The sequence below is a fragment of the Caulobacter segnis genome (genome assembly GCF_019931575.1).
In the GTDB taxonomy this organism is placed as follows: Bacteria; Pseudomonadota; Alphaproteobacteria; order Caulobacterales; family Caulobacteraceae; genus Caulobacter; species Caulobacter segnis_C.
This window is the reverse complement of sequence record NZ_CP082923.1, coordinates 1,532,853-1,556,815: the sequence shown is the minus strand read 5'-3', so window position 1 is coordinate 1,556,815 and position 23,963 is coordinate 1,532,853. Positions and strand designations below refer to the sequence as shown.

At 68.9% G+C, this 23,963-nt stretch carries 29 protein-coding genes and 1 other RNA gene; 18 read left to right on the top strand and 12 right to left on the bottom strand.

Annotated features, from left to right (window positions below; genetic code table 11):
• Nucleotides 1-36: 36 nt before the first annotated feature.
• From K8940_RS07195 to serB, 3 genes are all read right to left on the bottom strand, one after another.
• On the bottom strand, nucleotides 37-1,149 hold the full coding sequence (locus K8940_RS07195) for an Mrp/NBP35 family ATP-binding protein (protein WP_223394192.1): 1,113 nt from the start codon (nucleotides 1,147-1,149) through the stop codon (nucleotides 37-39).
• Between the two features lie 82 nt (nucleotides 1,150-1,231).
• The gene (locus K8940_RS07190; protein WP_223394190.1) at nucleotides 1,232-1,897 is read right to left on the bottom strand and encodes an HAD family hydrolase; all 666 of its coding nucleotides are present in this window, start codon (nucleotides 1,895-1,897) and stop codon (nucleotides 1,232-1,234) included.
• The gene (gene serB / locus K8940_RS07185) at nucleotides 1,894-2,799 is read right to left on the bottom strand and encodes a phosphoserine phosphatase SerB (protein WP_223394188.1); all 906 of its coding nucleotides are present in this window, start codon (nucleotides 2,797-2,799) and stop codon (nucleotides 1,894-1,896) included. Before serB ends, K8940_RS07190 begins: the two co-directional genes overlap by 4 nt.
• Here serB and miaA point away from each other — a divergent pair.
• Nucleotides 2,780-3,688 (top strand): tRNA (adenosine(37)-N6)-dimethylallyltransferase MiaA, encoded by a 909-nt coding sequence (gene miaA / locus K8940_RS07180; protein ID WP_223394186.1) that lies wholly within the window; start codon nucleotides 2,780-2,782, stop codon nucleotides 3,686-3,688. The genes serB and miaA overlap by 20 nt on opposite strands.
• Here miaA and K8940_RS07175 read toward each other — a convergent pair.
• On the bottom strand, nucleotides 3,675-4,238 hold the full coding sequence (locus K8940_RS07175; protein ID WP_223394184.1) for a hypothetical protein: 564 nt from the start codon (nucleotides 4,236-4,238) through the stop codon (nucleotides 3,675-3,677). The two genes, miaA and K8940_RS07175, sit on opposite strands and share 14 nt — an antisense overlap.
• A 95-nt stretch (nucleotides 4,239-4,333) precedes the next feature.
• Between K8940_RS07175 and K8940_RS07170 the strand changes: the two genes are divergently transcribed.
• Nucleotides 4,334-4,831 carry a CinA family protein gene (locus K8940_RS07170; protein ID WP_223394182.1) on the top strand — a complete coding sequence of 166 codons (498 nt, stop codon included), beginning with the start codon at nucleotides 4,334-4,336 and terminating at the stop codon, nucleotides 4,829-4,831.
• On the opposite strand, the gene K8940_RS07165 is transcribed toward K8940_RS07170, so the two are convergent.
• Nucleotides 4,828-5,895: a serine hydrolase domain-containing protein gene (locus K8940_RS07165; RefSeq protein ID WP_223394180.1), complete on the bottom strand. Its 1,068-nt coding sequence runs from the start codon at nucleotides 5,893-5,895 to the stop codon at nucleotides 4,828-4,830. The genes K8940_RS07170 and K8940_RS07165 overlap by 4 nt on opposite strands.
• Before the next feature lie 174 nt (nucleotides 5,896-6,069).
• Here K8940_RS07165 and K8940_RS07160 point away from each other — a divergent pair, with 174 nt between their 5' ends.
• The 5 genes from K8940_RS07160 (at nucleotide 6,070) to K8940_RS07140 (ending at nucleotide 10,345) form a co-directional block, all read left to right on the top strand.
• The gene (locus tag K8940_RS07160) at nucleotides 6,070-6,117 is read left to right on the top strand and encodes a hypothetical protein (RefSeq protein ID WP_223395793.1); all 48 of its coding nucleotides are present in this window, start codon (nucleotides 6,070-6,072) and stop codon (nucleotides 6,115-6,117) included.
• Between the two features lie 113 nt (nucleotides 6,118-6,230).
• Nucleotides 6,231-8,036 (top strand): acetolactate synthase 3 large subunit, encoded by a 1,806-nt coding sequence (locus tag K8940_RS07155; RefSeq protein ID WP_223394178.1) that lies wholly within the window; start codon nucleotides 6,231-6,233, stop codon nucleotides 8,034-8,036.
• Between the two features lie 41 nt (nucleotides 8,037-8,077).
• Nucleotides 8,078-8,635 carry an acetolactate synthase small subunit gene (gene ilvN, locus K8940_RS07150; RefSeq protein WP_223394176.1) on the top strand — a complete coding sequence of 186 codons (558 nt, stop codon included), beginning with the start codon at nucleotides 8,078-8,080 and terminating at the stop codon, nucleotides 8,633-8,635.
• Between the two features lie 12 nt (nucleotides 8,636-8,647).
• Entirely contained in the window at nucleotides 8,648-9,487 is an 840-nt protein-coding gene (locus K8940_RS07145; RefSeq protein WP_223394173.1) for a hypothetical protein, read from the top strand.
• 81 nt (nucleotides 9,488-9,568) lie between these two features.
• Complete coding sequence (locus tag K8940_RS07140; protein WP_223394171.1) at nucleotides 9,569-10,345, top strand: hypothetical protein; 777 nt, start codon at nucleotides 9,569-9,571, stop codon at nucleotides 10,343-10,345.
• A 3-nt stretch (nucleotides 10,346-10,348) separates the two neighbouring features.
• On the opposite strand, the gene K8940_RS07135 is transcribed toward K8940_RS07140, so the two are convergent.
• On the bottom strand, nucleotides 10,349-11,257 hold the full coding sequence (locus K8940_RS07135; RefSeq protein ID WP_223394169.1) for an AraC family transcriptional regulator: 909 nt from the start codon (nucleotides 11,255-11,257) through the stop codon (nucleotides 10,349-10,351).
• A gap of 186 nt (nucleotides 11,258-11,443) precedes the next feature.
• Here K8940_RS07135 and K8940_RS07130 point away from each other — a divergent pair, with 186 nt between their 5' ends.
• From K8940_RS07130 to K8940_RS07100, 7 genes are all read left to right on the top strand, one after another.
• A complete protein-coding gene (locus K8940_RS07130; RefSeq protein ID WP_223394167.1) occupies nucleotides 11,444-11,611 on the top strand; it encodes a hypothetical protein in 168 nt (55 codons plus the stop codon).
• Nucleotides 11,612-11,613: 2 nt separating this feature from the next.
• Nucleotides 11,614-11,889 (top strand): Atu4866 domain-containing protein, encoded by a 276-nt coding sequence (locus K8940_RS07125; protein WP_223394165.1) that lies wholly within the window; start codon nucleotides 11,614-11,616, stop codon nucleotides 11,887-11,889.
• Nucleotides 11,853-12,218, top strand: a transfer-messenger RNA (tmRNA) gene (gene ssrA / locus K8940_RS07120). The genes K8940_RS07125 and ssrA overlap by 37 nt, the downstream gene beginning before the upstream one ends.
• Nucleotides 12,219-12,344: 126 nt before the next feature.
• Nucleotides 12,345-12,830 carry an SspB family protein gene (locus K8940_RS07115; protein WP_223394163.1) on the top strand — a complete coding sequence of 162 codons (486 nt, stop codon included), beginning with the start codon at nucleotides 12,345-12,347 and terminating at the stop codon, nucleotides 12,828-12,830.
• A complete protein-coding gene (locus K8940_RS07110; protein ID WP_223394161.1) occupies nucleotides 12,827-13,300 on the top strand; it encodes a PaaI family thioesterase in 474 nt (157 codons plus the stop codon). Before K8940_RS07115 ends, K8940_RS07110 begins: the two co-directional genes overlap by 4 nt.
• Before the next feature lie 28 nt (nucleotides 13,301-13,328).
• Nucleotides 13,329-14,102: a C13 family peptidase gene (locus K8940_RS07105; protein WP_223394159.1), complete on the top strand. Its 774-nt coding sequence runs from the start codon at nucleotides 13,329-13,331 to the stop codon at nucleotides 14,100-14,102.
• A 79-nt stretch (nucleotides 14,103-14,181) separates the two neighbouring features.
• Nucleotides 14,182-16,341, top strand: a complete 2,160-nt coding sequence (locus tag K8940_RS07100) for a serine hydrolase domain-containing protein (RefSeq protein WP_223394157.1) — start codon at nucleotides 14,182-14,184, stop codon at nucleotides 16,339-16,341.
• Between the two features lie 15 nt (nucleotides 16,342-16,356).
• On the opposite strand, the gene K8940_RS07095 is transcribed toward K8940_RS07100, so the two are convergent.
• Both K8940_RS07095 and K8940_RS07090 read right to left on the bottom strand, forming a co-directional pair.
• Nucleotides 16,357-16,758, bottom strand: coding sequence for a RusA family crossover junction endodeoxyribonuclease (locus K8940_RS07095; RefSeq protein ID WP_223394155.1), 402 nt, complete (start codon nucleotides 16,756-16,758; stop codon nucleotides 16,357-16,359).
• Nucleotides 16,755-17,321, bottom strand: coding sequence for a DUF1697 domain-containing protein (locus tag K8940_RS07090; protein ID WP_223394153.1), 567 nt, complete (start codon nucleotides 17,319-17,321; stop codon nucleotides 16,755-16,757). The genes K8940_RS07095 and K8940_RS07090 overlap by 4 nt, the downstream gene beginning before the upstream one ends.
• A gap of 58 nt (nucleotides 17,322-17,379) precedes the next feature.
• Between K8940_RS07090 and fumC the strand changes: the two genes are divergently transcribed.
• Together fumC and K8940_RS07080 are read left to right on the top strand one after the other, a co-directional pair.
• Complete coding sequence (fumC, locus tag K8940_RS07085) at nucleotides 17,380-18,771, top strand: class II fumarate hydratase (RefSeq protein WP_223394151.1); 1,392 nt, start codon at nucleotides 17,380-17,382, stop codon at nucleotides 18,769-18,771.
• Entirely contained in the window at nucleotides 18,771-19,217 is a 447-nt protein-coding gene (locus K8940_RS07080) for a GNAT family N-acetyltransferase (RefSeq protein WP_223394148.1), read from the top strand. Before fumC ends, K8940_RS07080 begins: the two co-directional genes overlap by 1 nt.
• On the opposite strand, the gene K8940_RS07075 is transcribed toward K8940_RS07080, so the two are convergent.
• Complete coding sequence (locus tag K8940_RS07075; RefSeq protein ID WP_223394146.1) at nucleotides 19,214-19,609, bottom strand: YccF domain-containing protein; 396 nt, start codon at nucleotides 19,607-19,609, stop codon at nucleotides 19,214-19,216. The genes K8940_RS07080 and K8940_RS07075 overlap by 4 nt on opposite strands.
• A 126-nt stretch (nucleotides 19,610-19,735) precedes the next feature.
• Entirely contained in the window at nucleotides 19,736-20,746 is a 1,011-nt protein-coding gene (locus K8940_RS07070) for a polyprenyl synthetase family protein (RefSeq protein WP_223394144.1), read from the bottom strand.
• A gap of 134 nt (nucleotides 20,747-20,880) precedes the next feature.
• Here K8940_RS07070 and K8940_RS07065 point away from each other — a divergent pair, with 134 nt between their 5' ends.
• Complete coding sequence (locus K8940_RS07065) at nucleotides 20,881-21,624, top strand: tRNA1(Val) (adenine(37)-N6)-methyltransferase (RefSeq protein WP_223394142.1); 744 nt, start codon at nucleotides 20,881-20,883, stop codon at nucleotides 21,622-21,624.
• Nucleotides 21,625-22,124: 500 nt separating this feature from the next.
• On the opposite strand, the gene K8940_RS07060 is transcribed toward K8940_RS07065, so the two are convergent.
• Together K8940_RS07060 and K8940_RS07055 are read right to left on the bottom strand one after the other, a co-directional pair.
• Complete coding sequence (locus K8940_RS07060; RefSeq protein ID WP_223394140.1) at nucleotides 22,125-22,475, bottom strand: DUF2200 domain-containing protein; 351 nt, start codon at nucleotides 22,473-22,475, stop codon at nucleotides 22,125-22,127.
• 14 nt (nucleotides 22,476-22,489) lie between these two features.
• Nucleotides 22,490-23,050 (bottom strand): nucleoside 2-deoxyribosyltransferase, encoded by a 561-nt coding sequence (locus K8940_RS07055; protein WP_223394138.1) that lies wholly within the window; start codon nucleotides 23,048-23,050, stop codon nucleotides 22,490-22,492.
• Nucleotides 23,051-23,103: 53 nt separating this feature from the next.
• Here K8940_RS07055 and K8940_RS07050 point away from each other — a divergent pair, with 53 nt between their 5' ends.
• Nucleotides 23,104-23,913, top strand: coding sequence for a CAP domain-containing protein (locus tag K8940_RS07050; RefSeq protein ID WP_223394136.1), 810 nt, complete (start codon nucleotides 23,104-23,106; stop codon nucleotides 23,911-23,913).
• Nucleotides 23,914-23,963 lie beyond the last annotated feature (50 nt).

The window sequence follows — 23,963 nt, the reverse complement described above, 5'->3', positions numbered from 1 at the left end:
GAAGCCCGCCCGGAGCGATCCGGGCGGGCTTTTTCGTCAGTCGCCGATCGTTTTCCACAGGATCCTGGCCGCTTCGCCGAAGACCTCGGCCGCCTGCCCCTTGGGCTCGGAGATCACCGCCGGGACGCCCTGGTCGCCGCCCAGGCGCACGGCGATCTCGATCGGCACGCGGCCCAGCAGCGGGACCTTCAGGCGCTCGGCCTCGGCCACGCCGCCCCCCTCGCCGAAGATCGGGATCGGCGCGCCGGTCGAGGGATCGGCGAAGAAGGCCATGTTCTCGATCAGGCCCAGGATCGGCGTGGCGGTCTTCTCGAACATCGCCGCGGCGCGGCGGGCGTCGATCAGGGCGATTTCCTGCGGCGTGGTCACCAGCACCGCGCCGTCGATGCGCAGCTTCTGGACCAGGGTCAGCTGGATGTCGCCGGTGCCGGGCGGCAGGTCGACGACCAGCACATCCAGCGGTTCGCTCTCCGAGCCCCAGGCCACGTCGTGGATCAGCTGGCGCACGGCCGACGAGGCCATCGGGCCGCGCCAGATCATCGCCCGCCCCTCGTCGACGATGAAGCCGATCGACATCACCTTCACGCCATGGGCCAGCAGCGGCTGCAGCTTGTCATTCTCGAACAGCGGGTCGCCGTCTACGCCCATCATCTTGGGGGCCGAGGGACCGTAGATGTCGGCGTCCAGCAGGCCGACGCGCAGGCCCTGCTTGGCGAAGGCGACGGCCAGGTTGGTGGAGACGGTGGACTTGCCCACCCCGCCCTTGCCCGAGGCCACGGCGATCACGTGACGGACGTGGGCGGGCTTCTCGGCCTCCGGCGGCGGGACCATGCGGGCCTGAGGATCCTCGGTGACCTTGGCGCCCTTGCGCACCCGGGTCGCGCCCTCGGCGGCCTGGGCGGTCAGCACGACCTGGGCGGTCTCGATCCCCGGCAGCGCCGCCAGGGCCTTCTCGGCCGCCTCGCGGACCGAAGCGTAGGACGCTACGCGGCTGGCCGGGACCTCCAGCATGAAGCCGGCGCGGCCGTTGCGAACCACCAAGCCCTGCACCAGGCCGGCGGCGACCAACCCCTGCCCGCTGGCCGGGTCGGCGATGCGGTCCAAGACCGCGCGGGCGTCGTCGAGGGTAGCGGGATTTGCGCCGGTCACGTCAGTCGGGCCTCGTCTGCAGGGGGCCCTCATATCCGCGCGCCGGGCGGTATTTACAAGCCAGGGACCGCCCTTAGGGAGATCAGACCGACGCCTTCAGCAGGTCCATGACGTGATGCAGGCTGTCGGCGATGTGAATGCACTTCTCATGCATCTCCTCGTTCGGATCGAGGATGTCGGGGACCATCACGGTCATCATGCCGGCCGCGTGGGCGGCGCGGACGCCGGGGTGGCTGTCCTCCAGCGCCAGGCAGTGGACCGGGTCGACGCCGATGCGCTGGGCGGCCAACAGATAGGGATCCGGGTTCGGCTTGTGTTTGCTCACATCGTGGTGGGCGACCACCGCGTTGAACCGGTGCAGCAGGTCGAAACGGCCCAGATAGCGCTGGACGGCGGGCAGGCCGTTCGAGGTGGCGATGCCGCGCGGCAGGCCCAGGTCGTCCAGATAGTCGAGGATCTCGATCACCCCGGACTTCAGCTTGGTCTCGGCCGCCAGCAGGTCCTCGACGTCGGCCCAGACCCGCTCGAAATAGGACTGGACCGGGAACTCTTCGCCATAGAGGCCCCGCAGCATGACGCCGCATTCCGGCGTCGTCTTGCCGACCATCGAGGCGTAGGTCTCGCCCGTGAACTGGACCCCGAAGACCTCACCCGCCTCGATCATCGCCGCGCGATAGACGATCTCTGTGTCCAGCAGCAGGCCGTCCATGTCGAAGACGACCGCGTCGACGCGGCGGGGAAAGCTCACTGATAAAAGTCCTCGGTCTTGTAGCCCTGGAAGTAGAGCAAGGTCGTCAGGTCGGTGTGGTCGACCTTGGCGTCGGCCTGGGCCGCCACGATCGGCTTGGCGCGGTAGGCCACGCCCAGGCCGGCGGCCGCGATCATCGCCAGATCGTTGGCGCCGTCGCCCACGGCCAGGGCGTCGGCCGACGTCAGGCCCAGGGCGGCGGTTTCCTCCTCGAGGGCGGCCAGCTTGGCCTCCTTGCCGAGGATTGGGTCGCCCACATGGCCGGTCAGGGCCCCGTCCAGCTCGATCAGGGTGTTGGCGCGGTTCAGGTGGAAGCCCGCGGCCTCCGCCACCCGGCTGGTGAAGAAGGTGAAGCCGCCCGAGACCAGGGCGCAGCGCGCGCCGTGCTTGGCCATGGTGCGGACAAGGGTCTCCGCGCCCGGGTTCAGGCGAACCCGCTGGTCGTAACAGGACTGCAGCGCCTCGACGCCCAGGCCCTTCAGCATGCCCACCCGCTCGCGCAGGGCGCCCTCGAAGGCCAGCTCGCCGCGCATGGCGCGCTCGGTAATCTCCGAGACCTGTTCCTTGACGCCGGCGAAATCGGCCAGTTCGTCCAGGCACTCGACGTTGATGATCGTCGAGTCCATGTCGGCGATCAGCAGGCGCTTCTTGCGGTTCTCGACAGGCTGAATCGCGAAGTCGACCGGCAGATCGGCGAGGAGATTTGTATCCTTGGCCATGTCGGTCATTCGCGCCATGACCTGCGCCTTGGCGGTTTCCAAGAGGAAATCCGAGGCTAACGGCCCGAGGTGTTCGCGGCGTCTAGACAGCAGCCTTTCGACGCGCGACACGGCTTCATCGTAGGCTTCGGGATCAGCCCCCACGAGGGTGAGAACAGTCGGAATGACGGAGAGTTCGGACATCGCGCCCCGCATCTGGCTGATCGCGGGCCCGACCGCAAGCGGCAAGTCCGCCTACGCCCTGGATTTGGCCGAGCGGATCGGCGGCGAGATCGTCAACGCCGACTCCATGCAGATCTATGCGGGTCTGCGCGTGCTGACCGCCGGGCCCTCGCCCGAGGAAGCCGCTCGCGCCCCGCATCATCTGTTCGAGGTGGTCGACGCCGCCGTCGCCTGGTCGGTCGGCCGCTGGCTCGAGGCGGCGACCAAGGCCCTGGCCGAGATCGAGGCGCGCGGCAATCCCGCCATCGTGGTCGGCGGCACGGGCCTCTATTTCCGCGCCCTGACCCACGGCCTGGCCGACGTGCCGCCCGTGCCCGAAACCCAGCGCGAGATCTCCGGCCTGCTGTACGCCGCCCGGGGCGAGGAGGACTTCCGCGAGATCCTCAAGCCCCTCGACCCGGAGGCCGAGGCGCGGATCGAGACCGGCGACCGCCAGCGCCTGGTCCGCGCCCATGCCGTGGCCGTCGCCACCGGCAAGTCGCTGACCGCCTGGCAGACCGACACCAAGCCGGCCCTGGCGCCCGGCAGCTGGAAAGGCGTCATCCTGGATCCGCCGCGCGCCGAGCTCTATGCCCGCTGCGACGCGCGCCTGGCCGTGATGGTCGAGCAAGGCGCCCTGGACGAGGTGCGGGCCATGGAGGCGCGGGGCCTGGATCCTTCCCTGCCCGCCCTCAAGGCGGTCGGCTACCGCGAGTTCGCCGCCCATCTGCGCGGCGAGACCACGCTGGAGCAGGCCCTGGACGCCGCGCGGCAGGAGACCCGCCGCTACGCCAAGCGCCAGCTGACCTGGTTCCGGAACCAGACGCCCGATTGGGCCAGGACACCGGGAGGAGCGGTCAGCGCTCCGTGACGGTCGCCCCGCCGCGGACCAGCCGCGGCTTGACGGCCAGCTGATAGTCCTCGTCGAACATCTGGTCCTTGATGCGGTCCAGGGTCGCGATCACCCGGTCCTCGGCGGCGGTCACGGGCTTGGCGAAGACCTCGCAGGCCGTCCCGGCCGGCAAATCGGCCTGGCCGTTTTCCACGGCCATTAGTGGCTTGGTGGCGCCCTCCTCGCAGCCGAGCAGGCCGGTGATCGAATAGAAGCAGAGATCGCGCTGCAGATAGGACTCGACGGTCCAGGCACAGGGAATGGCCGACACCGTCACGCCTTCGGGCGCCGCCGGAACCGCGCCCGGCTTGGCGATGGTGCGCAGGAAGATCTGGTAGCGCACGACCGCGCTCTCGGTCTTGCCGCCCTTGGCCAGAGTCAGCGGCTTGGCCTTCTGCGCGACCGGCGCCAGCCGTTGCAGCTGCGGAGGCTGGGGCGCGGCGGGCGCCGGCGCGGTCGCGGCGGGAGGAGTCGCGGGTGGTGGGGCGGCTTGGACGAGCACGACGATCTCCAGGTTGAGCTTGGCCATGGTGAGCACACCGGCTCAATCTTGGCGATAGCCTGTGTTTGCAGGCTCGCGACTTGCCCCTATGGAGAGGGCCGACCAGCCCGAAGGAAGCCCCGATGCCCGACCTCCACGCCCTCGCCGAACGCGTCGCCCAGCGCCTGATCGCTCGGGGTGAGACCGTGGCCATCGCCGAGTCCTCGGCCGGCGGCCTGATCTCGGCGGCCCTGCTGGCCGTGCCCGGGGCGTCGAAGTTCTATGTCGGCGGGGCCGTCGTCTACACGGCCCGGGCGCGCCTGACCCTGATGGACATCCCGCAAAAGGCCATGGACGGCCTGCGCTCGGCCAGCGAGCCCTATGCGGTGATGCTGGCCCGTGTGGCCCGCAAGAACCTGAAGGCCAGCTGGGCGCTGTCGGAAACCGGCGCGGCCGGCCCCGACGGCAACCGCTATGGCGACGCGCCCGGCCATTGCTGCTCGGCCGTGGTCGGTGAAGAGGTCTCGGTCAGCGCCACTCTGGAGACCGGCAGCGATCAGCGCCCCGCCAACATGCAGGCCTTCGCCGCCTTCGCGCTGGAGCAACTGGCGCGGACGCTGGAAGCCCAGCCGGACGCCTAGACCGTCCCGAACAGGCTGTAGGCGAACTCGTCCATCGCCTTCTGGGTGATGCTCGTATTGTTCAGCAGCACGACGGTGGTCTGGTCGTCAAAGCGATGGCCCAGCACCGAGCGATAGCCGGCCGCCCTGCCCGTCTCCCAGGCGAAGACGCGCGGCAGGCCGTCGGCGAACAGGCTCTTCACCCGGCCGCCCAGGGCGTAGTCCTGGTCCGGCCAGCCCACCGTCAGCAGCGCCTTCTTGCTGGCCGGAGCCAGGAACCCGCCGTCGAACACGGCGTGCGCCGCCTTCAACAAGTCGCCCGCCGTGCTGACGTAACCGCCACTGGCGGCCATGAACGGGAAACGGTCATTGGACTGTCGGACCAGCGGCTCCAGCGTCCGGTAAGAGATCGCGATGTCCGGCGGGTCGCTCGGCGTGGTGCGCGAAAGGCCCAGGGGTCCGATCAGGAGGTCGGTCATCGCCTGGGCGTAAGACTTGCCCGTCACCGTCTCGACGATCGCGGTGACGATGATCCAGTTGGTCATCGCGTAGTCGAATTTCGTCCCCGGCTCGAAGGCCAGGTCGCCCGAGCACCACAGCTTCACCGCCTCGGCGGTCGTGAAGGCCTTCTTGAAGAGGTCGGGGTCCGGATTGGCCTTGGTCCAGGTCGAGAAGCCGTTCGGCACGCCGCTGATGTTGGTCATCAGGTGACGCAACTTGACCTTGCCTCCGGTGTCGGCGCGGTAGTCGGGCAGCCAGGTCGAGATCGGCGCATCCAGGTCCAGCTTGCCCGCCTCGACCAGCTTCAGCAGCGCGGTCGAGGTCAGCCATTTGGAGATCGAGGCGATCACATAGGGCGTGGTCAGGGTCACGGGCTTCCCGACCTCGATGTCGGCGGATCCGACGGCGCGCGAATAGATCGGCTTGCCGGCTCTGCCGATCAGCACCACGCCCTGGAACGGCTGGATCTTGAGGAAGGCGTCGACCGCCTGGTCCGCCGCGCCGCCCGACAGCACGGCCCCAGACGCCTTTTCGGCCAGACCGAACGCGGCCGCGCCGGCCAGAAATTCACGCCGTCCGAACACTGAGACGCTCCTCGATTGCGGGAGCGCGACCGTGAGAGGGAAAACCTGCCCCTGTCACGTGAAAGTCCGGTAAGGTCACACCGTCTAGAAAAGGCACATCCTTGCGGCAAAGCGCGCCTTGACGCTCCGACTGGCGCATGTCATGACCCGTTCCGTAGCTTTGGAGCAAGACTCGTGCGCAAAACCATGATCGTACTTATGGAGCGGCCGTCCGCGGCGTGACCTTAGAAGTCACGACGTAGTTCGGTCGCGCGCGCAAAGGTCCTTCGGGACCTTTTTTCTTTTCCAGCTTCACCTTTTCCCGCTTCCCGCCCCTTCCCCATCGGATCCGTCCCATGACCGCCCATCAGACCATCGAGAGCAAGGCTCCCGCCGACACCGCAGATCGCGCCATGACTGGCGCCGAGATCGTGGTTCGCGGCCTCGTGGATCAGGGCGTCGAGGTCCTGTTCGGCTATCCGGGCGGCGCGGTCCTGCCGATCTACGACGCGCTGTTCCACGAGCCGCGCCTGCAGCACATCCTGGTCCGCCACGAGCAGGGCGCGACCCACGCCGCCGAGGGCTACGCCCGCAGCTCGGGCAAGCCGGGCGTCGTCCTGGTCACCTCGGGCCCCGGCGCGACCAACGCCATCACCGGCATCATGGACGCCCTGATGGACTCGATCCCGATGGTCGTCATCACTGGCCAGGTCCCCACCCACCTGATCGGCACCGACGCCTTCCAGGAAGCCGACACAGTCGGCATGACCCGCTCGTGCACAAAGCACAACTACCTGGTCAAAGACGTCCGCGACCTGCCCCAGATCATCCACGAGGCCTTCAAGATCGCCACCACCGGCCGTCCGGGTCCGGTGCTGATCGACATCCCCAAGGACGTCCAGTTCGCCAAGGGCGAATATTACGGCCCGACCGAGGTCGCCTCGAGCCACGCCTATGCGCCAAAGACCAAGGGCGACGCCAGTCGCATCGCCGAGGCGGCCAGGATGATCGCGGGCGCGCGGCGGCCGATCTTCTACACCGGCGGCGGCGTCATCAACGCCGGCCCCAAGGCCAGCCAAGCCCTGCGCGAGTTCGCGGCCCTGACCGGCGCGCCGGTCACCTCGACCCTGATGGGCCTGGGCGCCTTCCCGGCGGCGGATCCGGCGTGGCTGGGCATGCTGGGCATGCACGGCACGTTCGAAGCCAACAACGCCATGCACGACTGCGACGTGATGATCTGCGTCGGCGCCCGCTTCGACGACCGCGTCACCGGGCGCCTGGACGCCTTCTCGCCGGGCAGCAAGAAGATCCACATCGACATCGACGCCTCGTCGATCAACAAGAACGTCCGCGTCGACCTGCCGATCGTCGGCGACGCCGGCAGCGTGCTGGAAGACCTGATCGCCGCCTGGAAGGCCGGCGGCCACCAGCCCAACAAGGCCGCCCTGTCGGACTGGTGGGCCCAGATCGACCAGTGGCGCGCCCGCCAGTGCCTGAACTATCGACGCTCGGACACGGTCATCAAGCCGCAGTACGCCATCGAGCGCCTGTACGAGCTGACCAAGGACAAGGACGTCTACATCACGACCGAAGTCGGCCAGCACCAGATGTGGGCCGCGCAGTTCTTCCGCTTCGAGGAGCCGAACCGCTGGATGACCTCCGGCGGCCTGGGCACCATGGGCTACGGCCTGCCCGCCGCCTTGGGCGTGCAGCTGGCGCACCCCAAGAGCCTGGTCGTCGACATCGCCGGCGAAGCCTCGATCCAGATGTGCATCCAGGAGCTGTCGACGGCGATCCAGTTCGACCTGCCGGTCAAGATCTTCATCCTGAACAACGAATGGATGGGCATGGTCCGCCAGTGGCAGCAGCTGCTGCACGGCGAGCGCTACAGCCACTCGTATTCGGACAGCCTGCCCGACTTCGTGAAGCTGGCCGAGGCCTACGGCGCCCACGGCATCCGCTGCGACGACCCGGCCGAGCTGGACGGCAAGATCCTGGAGATGATCAACAGCGACAAGCCGGTGATCTTCGACTGCCGCGTCGAGAAGCACGAGAACTGCCTGCCGATGATCCCCTCGGGCAAGGCCCACAACGAGATGATCATGGGCGAGGTCGAGGACATCGGTAACGTCATCGGCGAGGATGGCGCGGGGCTGGTCTAAGGCCCTCGCCCTCCACCATCCCTTTGGCATAGAAGCGATCCATGACCGCCAACGTCCAACCCGCTCCCGCCTCGGCCTACGACCTCAGCCCCACGGGCCAGGCCGAGCAGACCGCCACCTTCGCCCTCCTCGTCGACAACGAGCCCGGCGTCCTGCACCGCATCGTCGGGCTGTTCGCCGCGCGGGGCTACAACATCGAGAGCCTCACGGTCGCCGAGACCGACCGCAAGGCCCACACCAGCCGCATCACCGTGGTGACGCGCGGCACTCGCCAGGTGCTGGACCAGATCGAGGCCCAGCTGAACAAGGTCGTCAACGTCCGCCGCGTGCACGACGTGACCCGCGACCCCAACGGCGTCGAGCGCGAGCTGGCCCTGGTCAAGGTGCGCGGCTCGGGCGCCGATCGCGTCGAGGCCCTGCGCGTCGCCGACATCTTCCGGGCCAAGCCGGTCGACACCACGCTGGAAAGCTTCGTGTTCGAAATCTCGGGCGCGCCGTCCAAGATCGACAAGTTCCTGGACCTGATGCGCCCCCTGGGCCTGGTGGAACTTTCCCGCACGGGCGTCCTTTCCATCGAGCGGGGCGTCGAAGGCATGTAAGGGAGCTGGGCGATGAGCGGCCTGACCGGACTGATCGCGGGCCTCGTCCTCGCCGCCAGTCAGCAGGCCACGCCGCCCTCGCCCTATCCTGACCCGGCGACCTGGTGGTCGCCCGAGGTTCCCCGCCCGCCGTCCGAAGCCGAGCCGCTGTACAATCGCCGGCCGGCCCGCGATGAGCGCCCCATTCCGATCGACAACGGTGTCGAGCCCCTGCTCTACCGCCTCTGGGGCCTGCAGCCGCTGCAAAGCCAGGTGCTGCGCAGGGGCGAGCTGATCGTCGAGGTCTGGGCCCGGCCCGCGCGCGGCGTGCGCCAGGCCGTCATTCGCGCCACCCTGCGCCGCGACGGCCGCGCCTTCGTCCAGGCCCGCGCGGGCCTGGGCTGCTGTACGCCCGAGATCGGCCGCCGGGTCGACATCGACGCCGAGCTGGCCGGGGTCCAGATCCCGCCGCTCAGGGCCCTTGTCGCCGACCCCGCCTGGAGCCAGCCGCGCTCGGTCATCGTCGACTATGGCGGCGGGGCGGTCTCGGCCCTGTGCGTCGACGGCGTCTCGTGGGACGTCACCCTGCTGGTCCCCGGCCAGGCCCGCCACCTGCGCCGCGCCTGCGACGACGCCGAGGTCGGTTCGATCGCGCGGATCCTGGCGGCGGCGGTCGGCGCGGCGGTCGGCCGCGATCCACGCTTCGACGCCGTCCTGCCCAGGGGCGCGGACTTTTCCCGCCAGCAGAGAGCCTATGACGATCTGCTGGCCAGCGGCGGCGTTCTGAAGGCCGGGGACTCCAGTCGTCCCCAGCCGCCCGCCGTCCCCGTAGCGCCGGACGAGGCCACCGCGGACGGCGACGACCCTCGCTAGAATTCTAATGTGATACAGCTCACAGTTTTATTCGCGTAACGGCGTTATCTTCCCGCCACCATCGATCCTGGGAGGGACGCCATGACCACGCGTATCGCAGTCACCCGTGCGTTGAAGACCACTCTGATCGGGGCCGGCGCGCTGTGCGCCATCCTCGCGCCCACGACGGGCTGGGCCCAGTCCACGCCGACCATCATTCAAATCCCGGCGACCGGCGCTCCACCGCCGCCCGCGGGCATGAAGGTCACCTGCCTGGTGGGCCCCGACAGCCTGCAGTCCAGCCCCACCTGCCCCGTGATCCAGTATCAGGGCCTTTACACCTGGGCCTTCAGCTTCATCGACAACCGGGTGTCCTACGGGATCGCCACGTTCGACGGCCAGGCCAATCTCATCAAGAATACGACCCGCGACGGCGCCCGATACGTCTACAAGATGACGGTCGATCCGGCTTCGCAGACCGTCAGCGTCTGGGGCCAGGCCAACGCCAAGGTCGACGTCGCCTGGAGCAGCCTGCCCAGCGCCGCGCCGCAGGTGGCCCAGGTTCCGGCCAACGCGCCTCCGCCCGTTCCGGGCGGCCTGAAGGTCACCTGCCTGAAGGGGCCGAACACGCTGGAGTCCAGCCCAACCTGCCCGGTGGTGCAGTACAAGGGCCACACGACCTGGGCCTTCAGCTTCATCGACAACCGAGTCTCCTACGGCGTCGTCACCTATGGTCCCAACAACCAGGTGCTGGCCAACAACACCCAGAACGGCGCGCGCTACGTCTACAAGATCACCGTGGACTCCAACGCCCAGACCGTCAGCTTCTGGGGTCAGGGTGACGCCAAGGTGACCGTGCCCTGGTCGGCCCTGCCCTAGCGCCTAGGCGCCGGCCATCTGCTCGGGCTGTTCCCGCAGGCGCGCCACGTCTCGAAGCGGCGGCGCGCCGAACAGCCGAGCGTATTCGCGGCTGAACTGCGAGGCGCTGTCATAGCCGACCGTGTGGCCGGCCGTGGCGGCGTCCAGCCGTTGGACCAGGATCAGTCGCCGCGCCTCCTGCAGGCGGATCTGCTTCTGGTACTGCAGCGGCGACAGCGAGGTCACCGCCTTGAAGTGCTGGTGCAGGGCCGAGGCGCTCATCCGCGCCTCCTCGGCGACGGCGTCGATGCTGAACGGCTGGTCGAAGTTGCGCTTGATCCAGCCGATGGCCCGGTTGACCTGGCGCAGACGGCCGTCGCGGCGGGCGATCTGGGCCAGGCGCGGCCCCTGCGGGCCGGTCAGCAGGCGATAGAGGATCTCGCGCTCGATCAGCGGGGCCAGGATCGGCGCGTCCTCGGGGCAGTCCATAAGGCTGACCATCCGGCAGGCGGCATCGAACAACTGCGGGGTCATCGCCCCCGCCGACATGCCGCCGACCAGCGGCGCGGCGGCGTCGAGGCGTGCGACCAGGCCGCACTCCATCATCATCTCGCTGATCAGGTTGGCGTCCAGGACGATGCGGAAGGCCAGGTACGGCTTCTCCACCGAGGCCTCGATCACCTGCCCCGCCACCGGCACGTCGATCGACGACAGGAAGAAGTTCACGTCGTCGTATTCGTGGACGGTGTCGCCGACCAGCACGCGCTTGCGCCCCTGGGCCAGCACGCAGAAGGACGGGTCGTGCACGGCGTGCATGGGCTCGCTGGGCGCATGCACGCGGTACAGGTTGACCCTGGGGCAGCAGGTGTCGACCGGCCCTTCGTCCGGTGCGAATCGTTCAATCAGGGCGGCCAGCGCCTCGCGCGTGCTCATGGGATTTCTCTTGTTGGAACAGAGCCATTTGTAGGCCTTGCACGATCCTCCGTCACGTGACGCCGTTCGGTTCCGGAGGATCGTGCAATCATGTCGGAGCATCGGTCTACCGGCTGGACGCCCCCATGCCCCATAGTGGCCTCGTTCCGCTCTCCGACGCGGCAACTCCCAAAATCAGAGCTCGTGATGAGACGCTACACGCCCCGACGCGGCGTGACGGCTCCGCGCTGGTTCGTCGCCGTCCTGCTGGGCGGCACGGCCGCGCTGACCGCCGCGACCGCCGCGCTCCCCTCCGCCTCGCCCGCCCCGGCCACCCAGACCCAAAACTTCCAGATTGGGAGCATCGCCCGATGATGATGTCCGCCATCGTTCCCCACATCCCCGTCGCCGGCGTCTGGACCTCGCCCGACGGCCACATCTGCCTGGAGCTGCGCGCCGACGGCCGCTTCATCGAGACCCGCGACGACTTCGCCGATGTGTTCACCGGCGTGTATGTGCTGGTCGGCGAAACCCTGAAGCTGTTCGAGGACCACGGCGCGGTCGTCAGCGGCACCCTGTCCAACGGCCGCCTCAGCCTGGGGACAGTCGAACACCCGGCCTTCCATACCGAGGTCGAAGCCCCTATATTGTGATTGTCCGGCTTCGGCCGAACTATGGGGATAAACGCGCACGTAATAAGCGGACTGGACCCGGGTGCGATTCCCGGCGGCTCCACCAAATCTCTCCCAAGTTATCATGGGACTGCATGGGGCCGATCAGCATCGACAGACGTGTAAAGGTGTCTGCTTTCCCTCGGCTTGATCCACCGTTTCGGGTCATTTTTCTAAATGCGAACGATAACTTCGCTGAAGAGTTCGCCGTCGCCGCGTAATGCGGTGCAGGTGAATTCGCCTCTTAAGTCCTAGGGGTTCAGATCCCTAGGCGGGGCCCGGAGGGAGCCTGCCAACAGAATCCCTCCACTTTACCCCTACATCGCCACGCCATCGATTGCAGCTCTCCGGATTCCGCAGGCGCCCGCTTTGCGGGAAGCCTCCAACGCGCTACGTTCCCGGCTTCGTTTTTCAGTTCGAAGTATCGACCCCAGCGCATGTCCCAGACCCCACCGCCCGAAGACCTCATGCAATACGAGGCCATGGCCCAGGACGCCCTGCGCGGCGTGGTCAAGGCGGCCCTGAAGAAGGCCGCCGCTCCGGGCGGCCTGCCCGAGCCGCATCACCTGTACATCACCTTCAAGACCAAGGCGGCCGGCGTGTCGGGTCCGCAGGACCTGCTGGGCAAGTACCCGGACGAGATGACCATCGTCCTGCAGCATCAGTATTGGGACCTCGCGCCGGGCGACGCCTTCTTCTCGGTCACGCTGAAGTTCGGCGGTCAGCCCAAGCGCCTGTCGGTGCCCTACGCGGCGGTGACCCGCTTCTACGACCCGTCGGTGCAGTTCGCCCTGCAGTTCGCCGCTCCCGAGGTCATCGAGGACGAGCCGGAGCCTGAAGCCGAACCCGAGGCCAAGGCCCCCGCCCCGGCGGGCGACGAGGGTCCCAAGATCGTTTCCCTGGACCAGTTCCGGAAAAAATGAGCGACATCGCCTCGGACGCTCCCCAGACCCTGAGCGACGAGGCGATCCTCGCGCGCTTCCGCGCATCCAGGAACCAGCCGACCGGATCCCAGACCCTGGGCTTCGAACTGCTGGCCGTGCGCCAGGCCGATCGCGAGATCGAGGTCGGTTTCACGGCGCGCGCCGAGCTGCTCTGCAACCCGATGGGGCAGATCCAGGGCGGATATGTCTGCGCCATGCTGGACGAGTGCATGTCGGTGGCCGGTCTGGTCACATCGGGCATGACCCATGTCGTCCCCACCCTGGAGATGAAGACCAGCTTCCTGCGTCCCGCCATGCCCGGCGCGCTGCGCGGCGTGGGCCGCGTCGTGAAGTGGGGCCGCACGGTCTGCTTCATGGAGGGCGAGCTCTACGACGCCGAGGGACGACTACTGGCCAAGTCCACAGGCACGGCGATCCCGACGCCCTTCGCCAGCTTCAAGAAGAAATAAGGCCCTTTTTCAGAGAAAGGTCGGAGCCATGCGGAGAGCGGCGGCGGTCATCGGACTTCTGGCTTTGCTCTTCACGCCGCCGCAGCTCGCGCGCGCCGCCGGCCCATTCTCCAACTGGACGGCCGTGGTGGTGGCCGGCGACTTCCACGCCCATTCCGGCGGCCCGACCGAGGCCTTCGACAACGCCCGCCGCGACGTCTCCAAGGCGCTGGTCGCGCTGGGCTTCGACAAGGCGGCGGTCCAGCAGTTCTCGGTGCGCCCCGAACGCTATCCCGTCGATTCGCCCGGCCGCGCCGACGCCCGCGCCATCTATGACGCCCTGCGGATCCGAGCCCAGACGGCCAAGGCCGGCTGCCTATTCTACATCAGCTCGCACGGCAGCCCCGAGGGGGCGATTCTCGGCGAGGACGTGCTGCGCCCCCACCTGCTGGCCGCCATGCTGAACGACGCCTGCCCCGGACGTCCCAGCGTGGTGGTGATCTCCGCCTGTTTTTCGGGCGTGTTCATTCCGCCGCTGCAGAAGAGCGACCGCCTGGTCCTGACCGCCGCCCGCCCCGACCGGGCCTCGTTCGGCTGCGGCGAGGACGACAAATACCCGTATTTCGACGACTGCTTCCTCTCCACCATCCCCAGCGCCCGCGACTTCGCGGCCCTGGGAACCGGCGTCCAGGCCTGCGTGGCGCGCAAGGAGAAGGAGACCGGCGCTGAACCCGCGTCCGAACCCCAGGTGTGGATCGGCGCCGCCCTGCGGCCGATCCTGCCGCTATACGCCTTCGATCGCGCCAAGGCTTCGACGCCTTGATCGGTGATCGGGTTTGACCCTGGCCGCCAGCGCGCTACACAAAACCCTGGAAGTTTTCCGCTTCACCCAGGGGACATCGTTGACGTTGCGCGTTTCGTCCGCAGCCGCCTTCGCGGCGGCCTTCATCGCACTTTGGTCCTGGGGGGGACCGGAGGCGCGGGCGCAGGACGCTTCGCCGCCGCCCGCCGCGTCCGAACCGCCCGCCGAGCCGGTCCTGAATTCCGCGCCGCGCCCCTATAACAGCCTGCGTCCGCGCCGGACTCGGCCGGCGGCCCGTCCCGTCGCCGCGGCGACGCCCGCGACGCCCGCGCCCGCCGCCGCACAGGCTCCGGCGCCGACCGCCGCCACGCCGGCGCCCGTCCTGGCCGCCGCTGCGCCCCTGCCCGGGCCGCAGCTGGAAGCCTTCGTCGACGGCGTCGTCCGCCGCGCCATGAGTCGCGACCACATCGCCGGCGTCACCCTGTCGGTGGTCCAGAACGGCCAGGTCGTGCTGAAGAAGGGCTACGGCTTCGCCAACCTTGACCAGCGCAGGCCCGTCGATCCCGACAAGACCCTGTTCCGGGTCGCCTCGATCTCCAAGACGTTCACCTGGATCGCCCTGATGAACGAGATCGAGGCCGGTCGCATGCGCCTGGACGGCCCGGTCAACCTCTACCTGCCCGAGCCTCTGCAGTTGAAGGACCAGGGCAAGAAGACGCCGGTGCGCCTGCAGGACCTGATGACCCACACGGGCGGTTTCGAGGACCGCGCGCTGGGCCAGCTGTTCGAGCGCGATCCGAACCGCGTGCGGCCGCTCAACGACTATCTGCGCCAGGAACGTCCGCGCCGGGTGCGCGAGCCGGGCCTGTTGCCCAGCTATTCCAACTACGGCGCGGCCCTGGCCGGTGCGGCGGTCGCCAACGTCGTCGGCAAGCCCTACGAGCAGCTGGTCAGCGAGGAGATCATCCTGCCGGCCGGCATGACCCACACGACCTTCCGCGAAGCCCGCCCGTGGAACGACCGGCTGCCCGCGCCGATGAACGAGGCGCTGGCCGCCGAGCTGTCGGACGGCTTCTCGTGGACACCGATGGGCTGGAAAACCCGCCCCCGCGAGTTCATGGGCCAGATCGCGCCCGCCGCCTCGGCCTCCAGCACCGCCGGCGACATGGCCCGCTACATGACCCTGCTGCTGAACGGCGGCACCCTCAACGGCAGGACCATCTTCTCGCCAAAGACCGCCCTGGCCTTCCGCACGCCGATGTACCGGCCCGCGCCCGAGGCGGCCGGCTGGAACGCCGGCTTTATGGACATCGCCCTGCCCGGCGGCCGGCGCGGTTTCGGCCATGGCGGCGCCACCCTGTACTTCCACTCGAACCTGGTGATCGTTCCGGACCTGGGCCTGGGCATCTTCGTCTCGGCCAACACCGACAGCGGCGCGAATCTGCCCGCCACCCTGCCCTCGACGATCATCGAGCATTTCTACGCCGACGCCCCCGCCGTGCCGCCCGCCAGCACCCTGACCTATGACCAGGCCCGCGCCTACGAGGGCGACTATCTGACCACCCGCCGGGCCTATGGCGGGCTGGAGGGCTTCACCAACCGCATCATCGGCCGCGCGGCGGTGCGGGCCACGCCCGATGGCCGCCTCAGCATCATCGAAGGCGGCGTCGGCGCCCTGTTCAACGGCACGGACCGTCCTGGCGTGTTCAAGGCCGTCGACAGCCCGCTGACCCTGGTCTTCGATCAAAATGGTGACCGCCCTTCGCGCTTCTACGCCGCGCGCGGCTGGTCCACCTACGAGCGGATCGGCTTCTTCCGCTCGGCCAGCCTGCTGACCTGGACGGCGGCGATCGCCGGCCTGGCCAGCGCCGCCACGATCCTGGGCGCGATGGTCCGCAACCGCCGCGAGGCTCGCCAGACCCCGGTCCAGGCCCGCGCCAGCCAGATGCAGACCATGCAGGCTGTGCTGTGGCTGATCTCGGCCGCCTGCATGGGCGTGTTCGCCGCCAAGGCGACCGACCAGACCAACGTCTTCTTCGGCTGGCCCAGCGGTTGGCTGCTCAGCGGTTCGGCCTGCGCCCTGGTCGCGGCGGTGCTGAGCGTCCTGACCCTGGGCGCCCTGCCGATGGTCTGGCGCGGCGGACGTCGGGTCGATAGCTGGAGCGGCTGGCGCAAGGTGGCCTTCACCTTCACCGCCCTGCTGTTCGTGTTCCTGGCGGTTTTGCTAGGCCTCTGGGGCTATCTGCTGCCCTGGAGCTGACCGGCCGGGATCGGCTCAGCCCTCAAGCGTACGGCGCATGCGGTTCGTGTCCAGTTTCCGCACCTGGATGACGATCCGCTCGCGCTCGCCCGGCCGGCGCTCGACCAGCAGCCGGGCGACCTGGGCGTCGTCATGGAAGGCATAGCCCTTGATTGCGTCCAGCAGGGCCTTGGCCAGGTTGTCCAGGTCCATCCACGGCGGCTCACCGACATATTCCATGCCGATCTCGACGCTGAACTCGCCCCACGCTGGGCGCGAGCCACGCCAGGACTTGCGGAAGAACTCGTAGATCAGCGGCTTGTAGTACTTGCCCTGGGTGGTCAGGCCGTCGACCACGAGGGTCAGCTCCCCCCCAGCCTCGCGGGCGCGGACCTTGCCGTGGTGGGTCCAGTCGGCGCCGTCTAAAACCTGGGTCACCCGCCCATCATCCCGGCCAAGGCCATCACCGTGTTCCAATTGCGCGTGGTGCCGACGGGCGAACGCTTGGTCTTCTTCCAGTCCCGATCCAACACCGAGTCGGCGATGCTGATCGGAAAATCCAGATAGAGCTCGCAGGCGCCGACCGCAAAGCGCTCCGGCCCGGAAACCGCGGCGCGCAGGATCGTTTCGTCCTCGTCCGGAAGCGGCGACTTCAGGAAGTTGACGATGACGTGGCTGGGATGGTCCAGCGCCTCGGCCGCAAAGGGATTGCCGTCGATGATCACTTTCAACTGGGCCGCCGAACGGACCATGAAATCGGTGCGCAGGCCCATCCTGGCCTCCAGGGCGTCCTCGAGCCTGCCTTCCAGCGCCACGCCGCCAGGCTGGTCGCCCCAGAGCACGAGGTTGCCGCTGGCCAGGTAAGTCCGGGCCTCCTTGAAGCCGAGGTCCTGGGCGACGCCCAAAAGATCCTCCTTCAGCACCTTGCGCTTGCCGGTGTTGATCGAGCGCGGCAGGGCCACGTACGCATTCATCTGGGTCTCCTTCGCGCTTGCGAACATTGCCCTCCCGCCGCTCAAGGTCTAGACCGCGCTCGACCGTTTTTCCGGAGATCGCCGCATGACCGCCACGCGCACCGAGACCGATACCTTCGGCCCCATCGAAGTCGCCGCCGACCGCTACTGGGGCGCGCAAGCCCAGCGCAGCCTGGGCAACTTCAAGATCGGCTGGGAGAAGCAACCTCTTCCCGTCGTCCGGGCCCTGGGCATCGTCAAGCGCGCCGCCGCCGAGACCAATTTCAAGCTCGGCAAGCTGGACGCCGGCCTGAAGGACGCCATCGTCCAGGCCGCCAACGAGGTCATCGACGGCAAGCTGAACGACCACTTCCCGCTGGTCGTCTGGCAGACGGGCTCGGGCACCCAGTCGAACATGAACGCCAACGAGGTGATCTCGAACCGCGCGATCGAGATCCTGGGCGGCGTGATGGGCAGCAAGAAGCCCGTCCACCCGAACGACCACGTCAATATGAGCCAGTCGTCGAACGACACCTATCCGACGGCCATGCACGTGGCCTGCGCTGAACAGATCGTCCATGACCTGCTGCCGGCTCTGAAGCACCTGCACGCGGCCCTGGAAGCCAAGACCAAGGCCTGGGCAGACATCATCAAGATCGGCCGCACCCACACCCAGGACGCCACCCCGCTGACCCTGGGCCAGGAGTTCGGCGGCTACACCCAGCAGGTCGCCAACGGCATCGAGCGCATCGAGAGCACCCTGCCCAAGCTGATGCAGCTGGCCCAGGGCGGCACCGCCGTCGGCACCGGCCTGAACGCCCCGATCGGCTTCGCCGAGGGCGTGGCCGAGGCCATCGCCGCGATCACCGGCCTGGAGTTCACCACCGCCCCGAACAAGTTCGAGGCCCTGGCCGCCCACGACGCCATGGTGTTCTCGCACGGCGCCATCAACACGGTGGCCGCCAGCCTGTTCAAGATCGCCAACGACATCCGCTTCCTGGGCTCGGGCCCGCGCGCCGGCCTCGGCGAGCTGTCCCTGCCGGAGAACGAGCCGGGCAGCTCGATCATGCCCGGCAAGGTCAACCCGACCCAGTGCGAAGCCCTGACCCAGGTCTGCGTCCAGGTGTTCGGCAACCACGCCGCCCTGACCTTCGCCGGCAGCCAGGGCCACTTCGAGCTGAACGTCTTCAACCCGGTGATGGCCTACAACTTCCTGCAGTCGGTCCGCCTGCTGGCCGACGCGGCGATCAGCTTCACCGACAACTGCGTGGTCGGCATCGAGCCGCGCATCGACAACATCAAGAAGGGCGTCGAGAACAGCCTGATGCTGGTCACGGCCCTGAACGGCCGCCTCGGCTACGACATCTGCGCCAAGATCGCCAAGACGGCCCACAAGAACGGCACCACGCTGCGCGAGGAAACCGTCGGCGGCGGCTATCTGACGAACGAAGAGTTCGACCAGTACGTCCGCCCGGAGAAGATGGTGTCGCCGGGCTGATGCTCCAGCTGGTTCGTCTGTTCGACGAACTGCCGGACGGCTTCGACGACCTCGTCGCCGAGGCCTCCGGCGAAGGCGTGCGCAACATGGCCCTGCTGGCTGACGGCTGGTCGAAGGGCGCATGCTTCCAGGACGACGGCGAGGCGCTCCTCGTCGCCTTCCTGGCCGGAGAACTGGCGGGGATCGGCGGCATGACCGTCGAACCCGCCGCCGCCTCCCTAGGCTTTGGGCCCGCGCGCCGCCTGCGCCGCTTCTACGTCCGCCCGGCGATGCGCCGCCGCGGCGTCGCCACCGCCCTCGCCTCGGCCCTGATCCACGAGGGTTTCGACAGCGTGGACCTGCTGACGGTCAACGCCCAGGCCTCGGCCATCGCCCAGCCCTTCTGGGAAGCTCAAGGATTCTGCCCCGACAGCAGCGGGCCGTGGACGCACGTCCTGCGGCGCTAGCGCCGCACCACGTCGCGGCCGATCGGGGCCAGGGCGATGTAGGCCAGCTGCAGGTCCTTGATCGCGAACGGGATGCCGATGATCGAGATGGCCTCGGCGACGGCGACGACCACGTGCCCCAAGGCCAGCCACCAGCCGGCCAGGATAAACCAGATCACGTTCAGCACGGTCCCCAGCGGGCCCGTGCCGATGTCCGATCGGCCCAGGATCTCGCGGTGGACGATCTCCTTGCCGAACGGCCAGAAAGCGAAGCCGGCGATCCGGAAGGCCGCGCCGGCATAGGGCAGGCCCACGATGGTGATGGCCAGCAGCACGCCGGCCAGCAACCAGCCCAGGCCGGTGACCAGACCGCCGCAGACGAACCACAGAACGTTCAGGATGAAACGGATCACGGCCTTGCCCTCTAGGAAGGCCCGATGGCCTCACGATGCGTAGGTGGCCCGGTCTCGCCGCGCTGTGAAGGCCGGACGGCGCGGATTACGCCGAATTCACCGCCCCGCTCGACGCGGCGTCGGCCTTTAGGCCCGGCGGCTGACCGCGAAGTCGGCCAGCTCTTCCAGCGCGCCCCGCCAGTCGTTGGCCGGGAAGATCGCCAGCGCCGTCTTGGCCCTGTCGGCGTAGTCGGCGGCCAGATCCAGGGTGGCGTCCAGGGCGCCCGTGCCGATGATCAGTTCGCGGGCGCGGCGGAAGTCGGCCTCGGTCTGTTCGCGGCGACCGATGGCGCGCTCCCAGAACTCGGCCTCGCGCGGCCCCGAGCGGGCGATGGCCAGCAGCAGCGGCAGGGTCGCCTTGCCTTCGCGGAAGTCGTCGCCGGCGTTCTTGCCCAGGGTCTCGGTCGCGCCGCCGTAGTCGAGGGCGTCATCGGCCAGCTGGAACGCCAGGCCCAGGTTCAGGCCATAGGCCTTCAGCGCCTCGGCCTTGGCCGTGTCGACCCCGGCCGAGACCGCGCCGGCCTCCGAGGCGGCGGCGAACAGCTCGGCGGTCTTGGCCTGGATGATCTCCAGATAGACGGCCTGCGACAGGTTCAGGTCGTGGCTGCGCATCAGCTGCAGCACCTCGCCCTCGGCGATGACGCGGCTGGCGCGGGCCAGGATCTCCAGCGCCTTCATCGAGTTGGTCTCGACCATCAGCTCGAAGGCGCGGGCGAACAGGAAGTCGCCCACGAGCACGCTCTGGGCCGCGCCCCAGATCAGGTGCGCGGCGACCTTGCCGCGGCGCAGCTGGCTGCCGTCGACGACGTCGTCATGCAACAGGGTGGCGGTGTGGATGAATTCTACGGCGGCGGCCAGCTTCAGGCAGTGATCGTTATCCGACCCGGCCAGGCGCGCGGCGGCCACGGTCAGCAACGGACGCAGGCGCTTGCCGCCGGCGGCGATCAGGTGCTCGGCCAGGGCCGGGATGATCGGCACGTCGCTCTGCATGCGATCGGTGATCAGGGCGTTGACGCCCTTCATGTCGGCCTCGGCGAGGCGCACGAGACGATCCACCGAGCCCGACGTCCGGGGGAGGGTCGCTGTCGCTGCGTCCAAAACCATCGTCTCCTTGCGGCGCCCCCCTTTACTATCCGGCTCGGCCGGCGGAAAGCCAGCCGGGGACGAACCGTTGCGAGGGACAATGGTGGCGGGATAGGTCACGGTCAAGGCGAGCACAAGGCCTAGAAGCATTGGACGACCAACAGGTGACGGAGGATCGGGTTCTGGGCGGCCGCGTACGGCTGCGTCAGAAGCCCGACGGATACAGGGCCGGCATGGACGCGGCCCTGCTGGCGGCCGCCTGCGACGCCCTGCCCGACCAGCGCGTCCTCGAACCCGGATGCGGTGTGGGCGGCGCCCTGCTGGCCGCCGCGACTCGCCGGCCCGACGCGCTTTTCCAGGGCGTGGAGCGTGATTCCGCCGCCGCCGCCCTGGCCGCCGGCAACGCGGCGCTGAACGGCCTGGCCGACCGAGTCGCGATCCGCGAGGGCGACGTCGAGGCCGGCTTCCGGGCCCTGGCCCTGCCGGTGTTCGACGCGGTGATGACCAATCCGCCCTTCTTCGACGATCCCGCCGTCCTGCGCGCCCCCGCCCCGGCCAAGAGCGGCGCCTGGATGGCCGACGGCGGCCTTTCGGCCTGGACGAGCTTCTGCCTGAAGGCCGTGCGCGAGGGCGGGACGATCACCCTGATCCACCGCGCCGACCGCCTGGCCGACATCCTGGCGCTGCTGGCGCCGAAGGCCGGCTCGTTCAAGATCCGCCCGATCGCCCCGTTCGCCGACGCCCCGGCCAAGCGGGTGATCGTCCGGGCGGTCAAGACGGGCAAGGCGCCGCTGGTCCTGCTGCCGCCGCTGGTCCTGCACGACCGCGAGGGCGGCAAGCACTCGGCGCGGGCCGAGGCGATCCTGCGGGGGGAAGCGGCGCTGGACTGGTGAGCCATGCGTCCGCCACTTCACGCGGCTGACCGCTGAAGGCATGTGGGGAGGCGACGGAACGGCCCCGCTCAGCCTACCCCATCACCGCTTCGGGCCGGATCCAGGCGCCCTCCCCCGGCGACGGGGACGAGTTGATTGTGCGACAAAGCTGAACGCGGATCATTCAGCGGCGTGTAGAATCGACAAGCGATTGATCTCGCTTCGATCTTGCGAATTCCGCGGATAGAGCGCGCTCAATCCCCGTACCTTTGCTCGAAATCAACGTGTCATCCCGGACGCGCCAAGGGCGCGATCCGGGACCCGGGGTCGTCTTGCGACCCGTTGCGGGCGTTCGCCCCCTCTCCCCTTGCGGGAGAGGGTGGCCCGCGAAGCGGGTCGGGTGAGGGGTTGCGCTCCGCTATCCGGACAAGCCTTTCGACCCCTCACCCGGCCCTTCGGGCCACCTTCTCCCGCAAGGGGAGAAGGAAACTAAAGGTCCGCGATCCACCCCAAGCCGCCCTTCACCTCCGCAGGATCTTCTCCATCGCCTTGCCCTTGGCGAGTTCGTCGATGAGCTTGTCCAGGTAGCGGATCTCGCGCATCAGCGGTTCGGCCACCGCCTCGACGCGGACGCCGCAGACCAGGCCCTTGATCTCGGCCCGCGCGGGGTTCAGCGCGGGGGCCTCCGCGAAGAACGTCCGGAAGTCGGTCTCGCGAGCCAGTTGGGCCTCGAACGCCTCGGGACTAAAGCCCGTCAGCCACAGGATGATCCGGTCGACCTCGGCCCGCGTGCGGCCCTTGCGCTCGGCCTTGGCGACATAGATCGGGTACACGCTGGCGAAGCTGGTGGCGTAGATCCGGTGTTCGACCATCGTGCTTCCCGCCCCTACTCCGCGTACAGCGCCAGGGCCTGCAGGCACAGTTCCAGGCCCGTCAGGTCGCGCAGCGGGTCGGCGGTGACGATCACGAACAGGCGGCGGGCCTCGCCCCACAGCATGACCGTCTCGGGCAGGCCGTGGTCCTCGATCACGCAGCCGTCGCCGTCGCGCCAGACGCCGGTCTCGTCCAGGGTCGCGCCCAGGATCGTGTCCACGCGGGCGACGTACTCGGCCTGGACCTCGCTGGTGACATTCAGATAGGCGAAGGTCGGCTTGCCCAGTCCCGCCAACACCCCCGCCTCGAACACGGCGGCGGTGTCGGCCGAGGGGCCTCGGAACGGCGTCAGGTTGATCACCGCCGCGTCGGCCTGGCGCAATTGCGCCATGCGGGCGGCGTAGAACTGGCGGGCCTCCAGCTCGTCCCCGCCCTGGCTGGGCGGCGGGACTGCCGGGATCAGGGGCTCGAAGCCGGCTTCCAGGCAGAGCGCTCTCTGCCGGGCCGCGTGGGTCTCGGTGTCGGGGAGCCAGGCCTCGGGGCCGGCCAGCCATAGGGAACGGACAGGACGCATGCGTCTTACGTCTGGTTCCGAGGCGACGGTGTCAATGTCTACTGGACGACGGAATGAAGTTGATCGCGCGAAGAACCCTGCTGGCCGGTGGCGCGGCCCTGGCCTCCACGTCTGTCTCGACGCGCCTCTGGGCCGCCCCGCCCCAGCCCTGGATCGCCTATGAGCGCCGCCTGCGCGGCCTGCTGGACGATCCGCCCGGGGGCGACTTCGATCCGGACTTCGAAGAGACCCTGCTGGACCTCAACAACATCTTCCGCCGCCGCCAGGGGCCGGCCCCGCTGGCGTGGGATCGGGGCCTGTGCCTGGCCGCCCGCGCCCACGCCGCCGACATGGCGCGGACCGAGGTGTTCGACCATGTGACCCACGAGGGCTATTCGCCAGCCAGCCGCGTCGGCCTGCTGGCCCGCGACCTGGTCGGCGCGCCGGGCGAGAACATCGCCATGCGTCTCAACGCCTCCGGCGCGGTGACGGCGGACCAGATCATGGGCCAGTGGCGCACCAGTCCCGGCCACCGCGCCAACCTGCTGGCGCCGGGTTTCACCCATGTGGGCTACGGCGTGCTGCGCCAGGGCCCGCGCGTGATCGCCGTCGGGGCCTATGCCGAGGTCGCCGCGCGCCTGGCCGGCCCCGCCCCGCTGCGCGTCCGCGCCGTGGACGAGATCGCCCGCGCCCTCTCGAACGCCGCCCCGGCGATCCGCCAGTTCTCGGTCTCCGAACCCGGCGGCGAGGTGCTGACCACGACCTATGTCGAGGGCCGCTCGCCCAACGTGCTGCAGCCCGGAGCCTGGCAGCTGCGCCCGCACCTCTCCTCGGGCGAGCACCGCTACCAGGTGGCCTGGGGGCCAGTGTTCGTGCTGGGGTGAACCGGCGACCTTCCCCCGGAGCGCCGCCTTCAAATGAAGAGCCCCCGGCG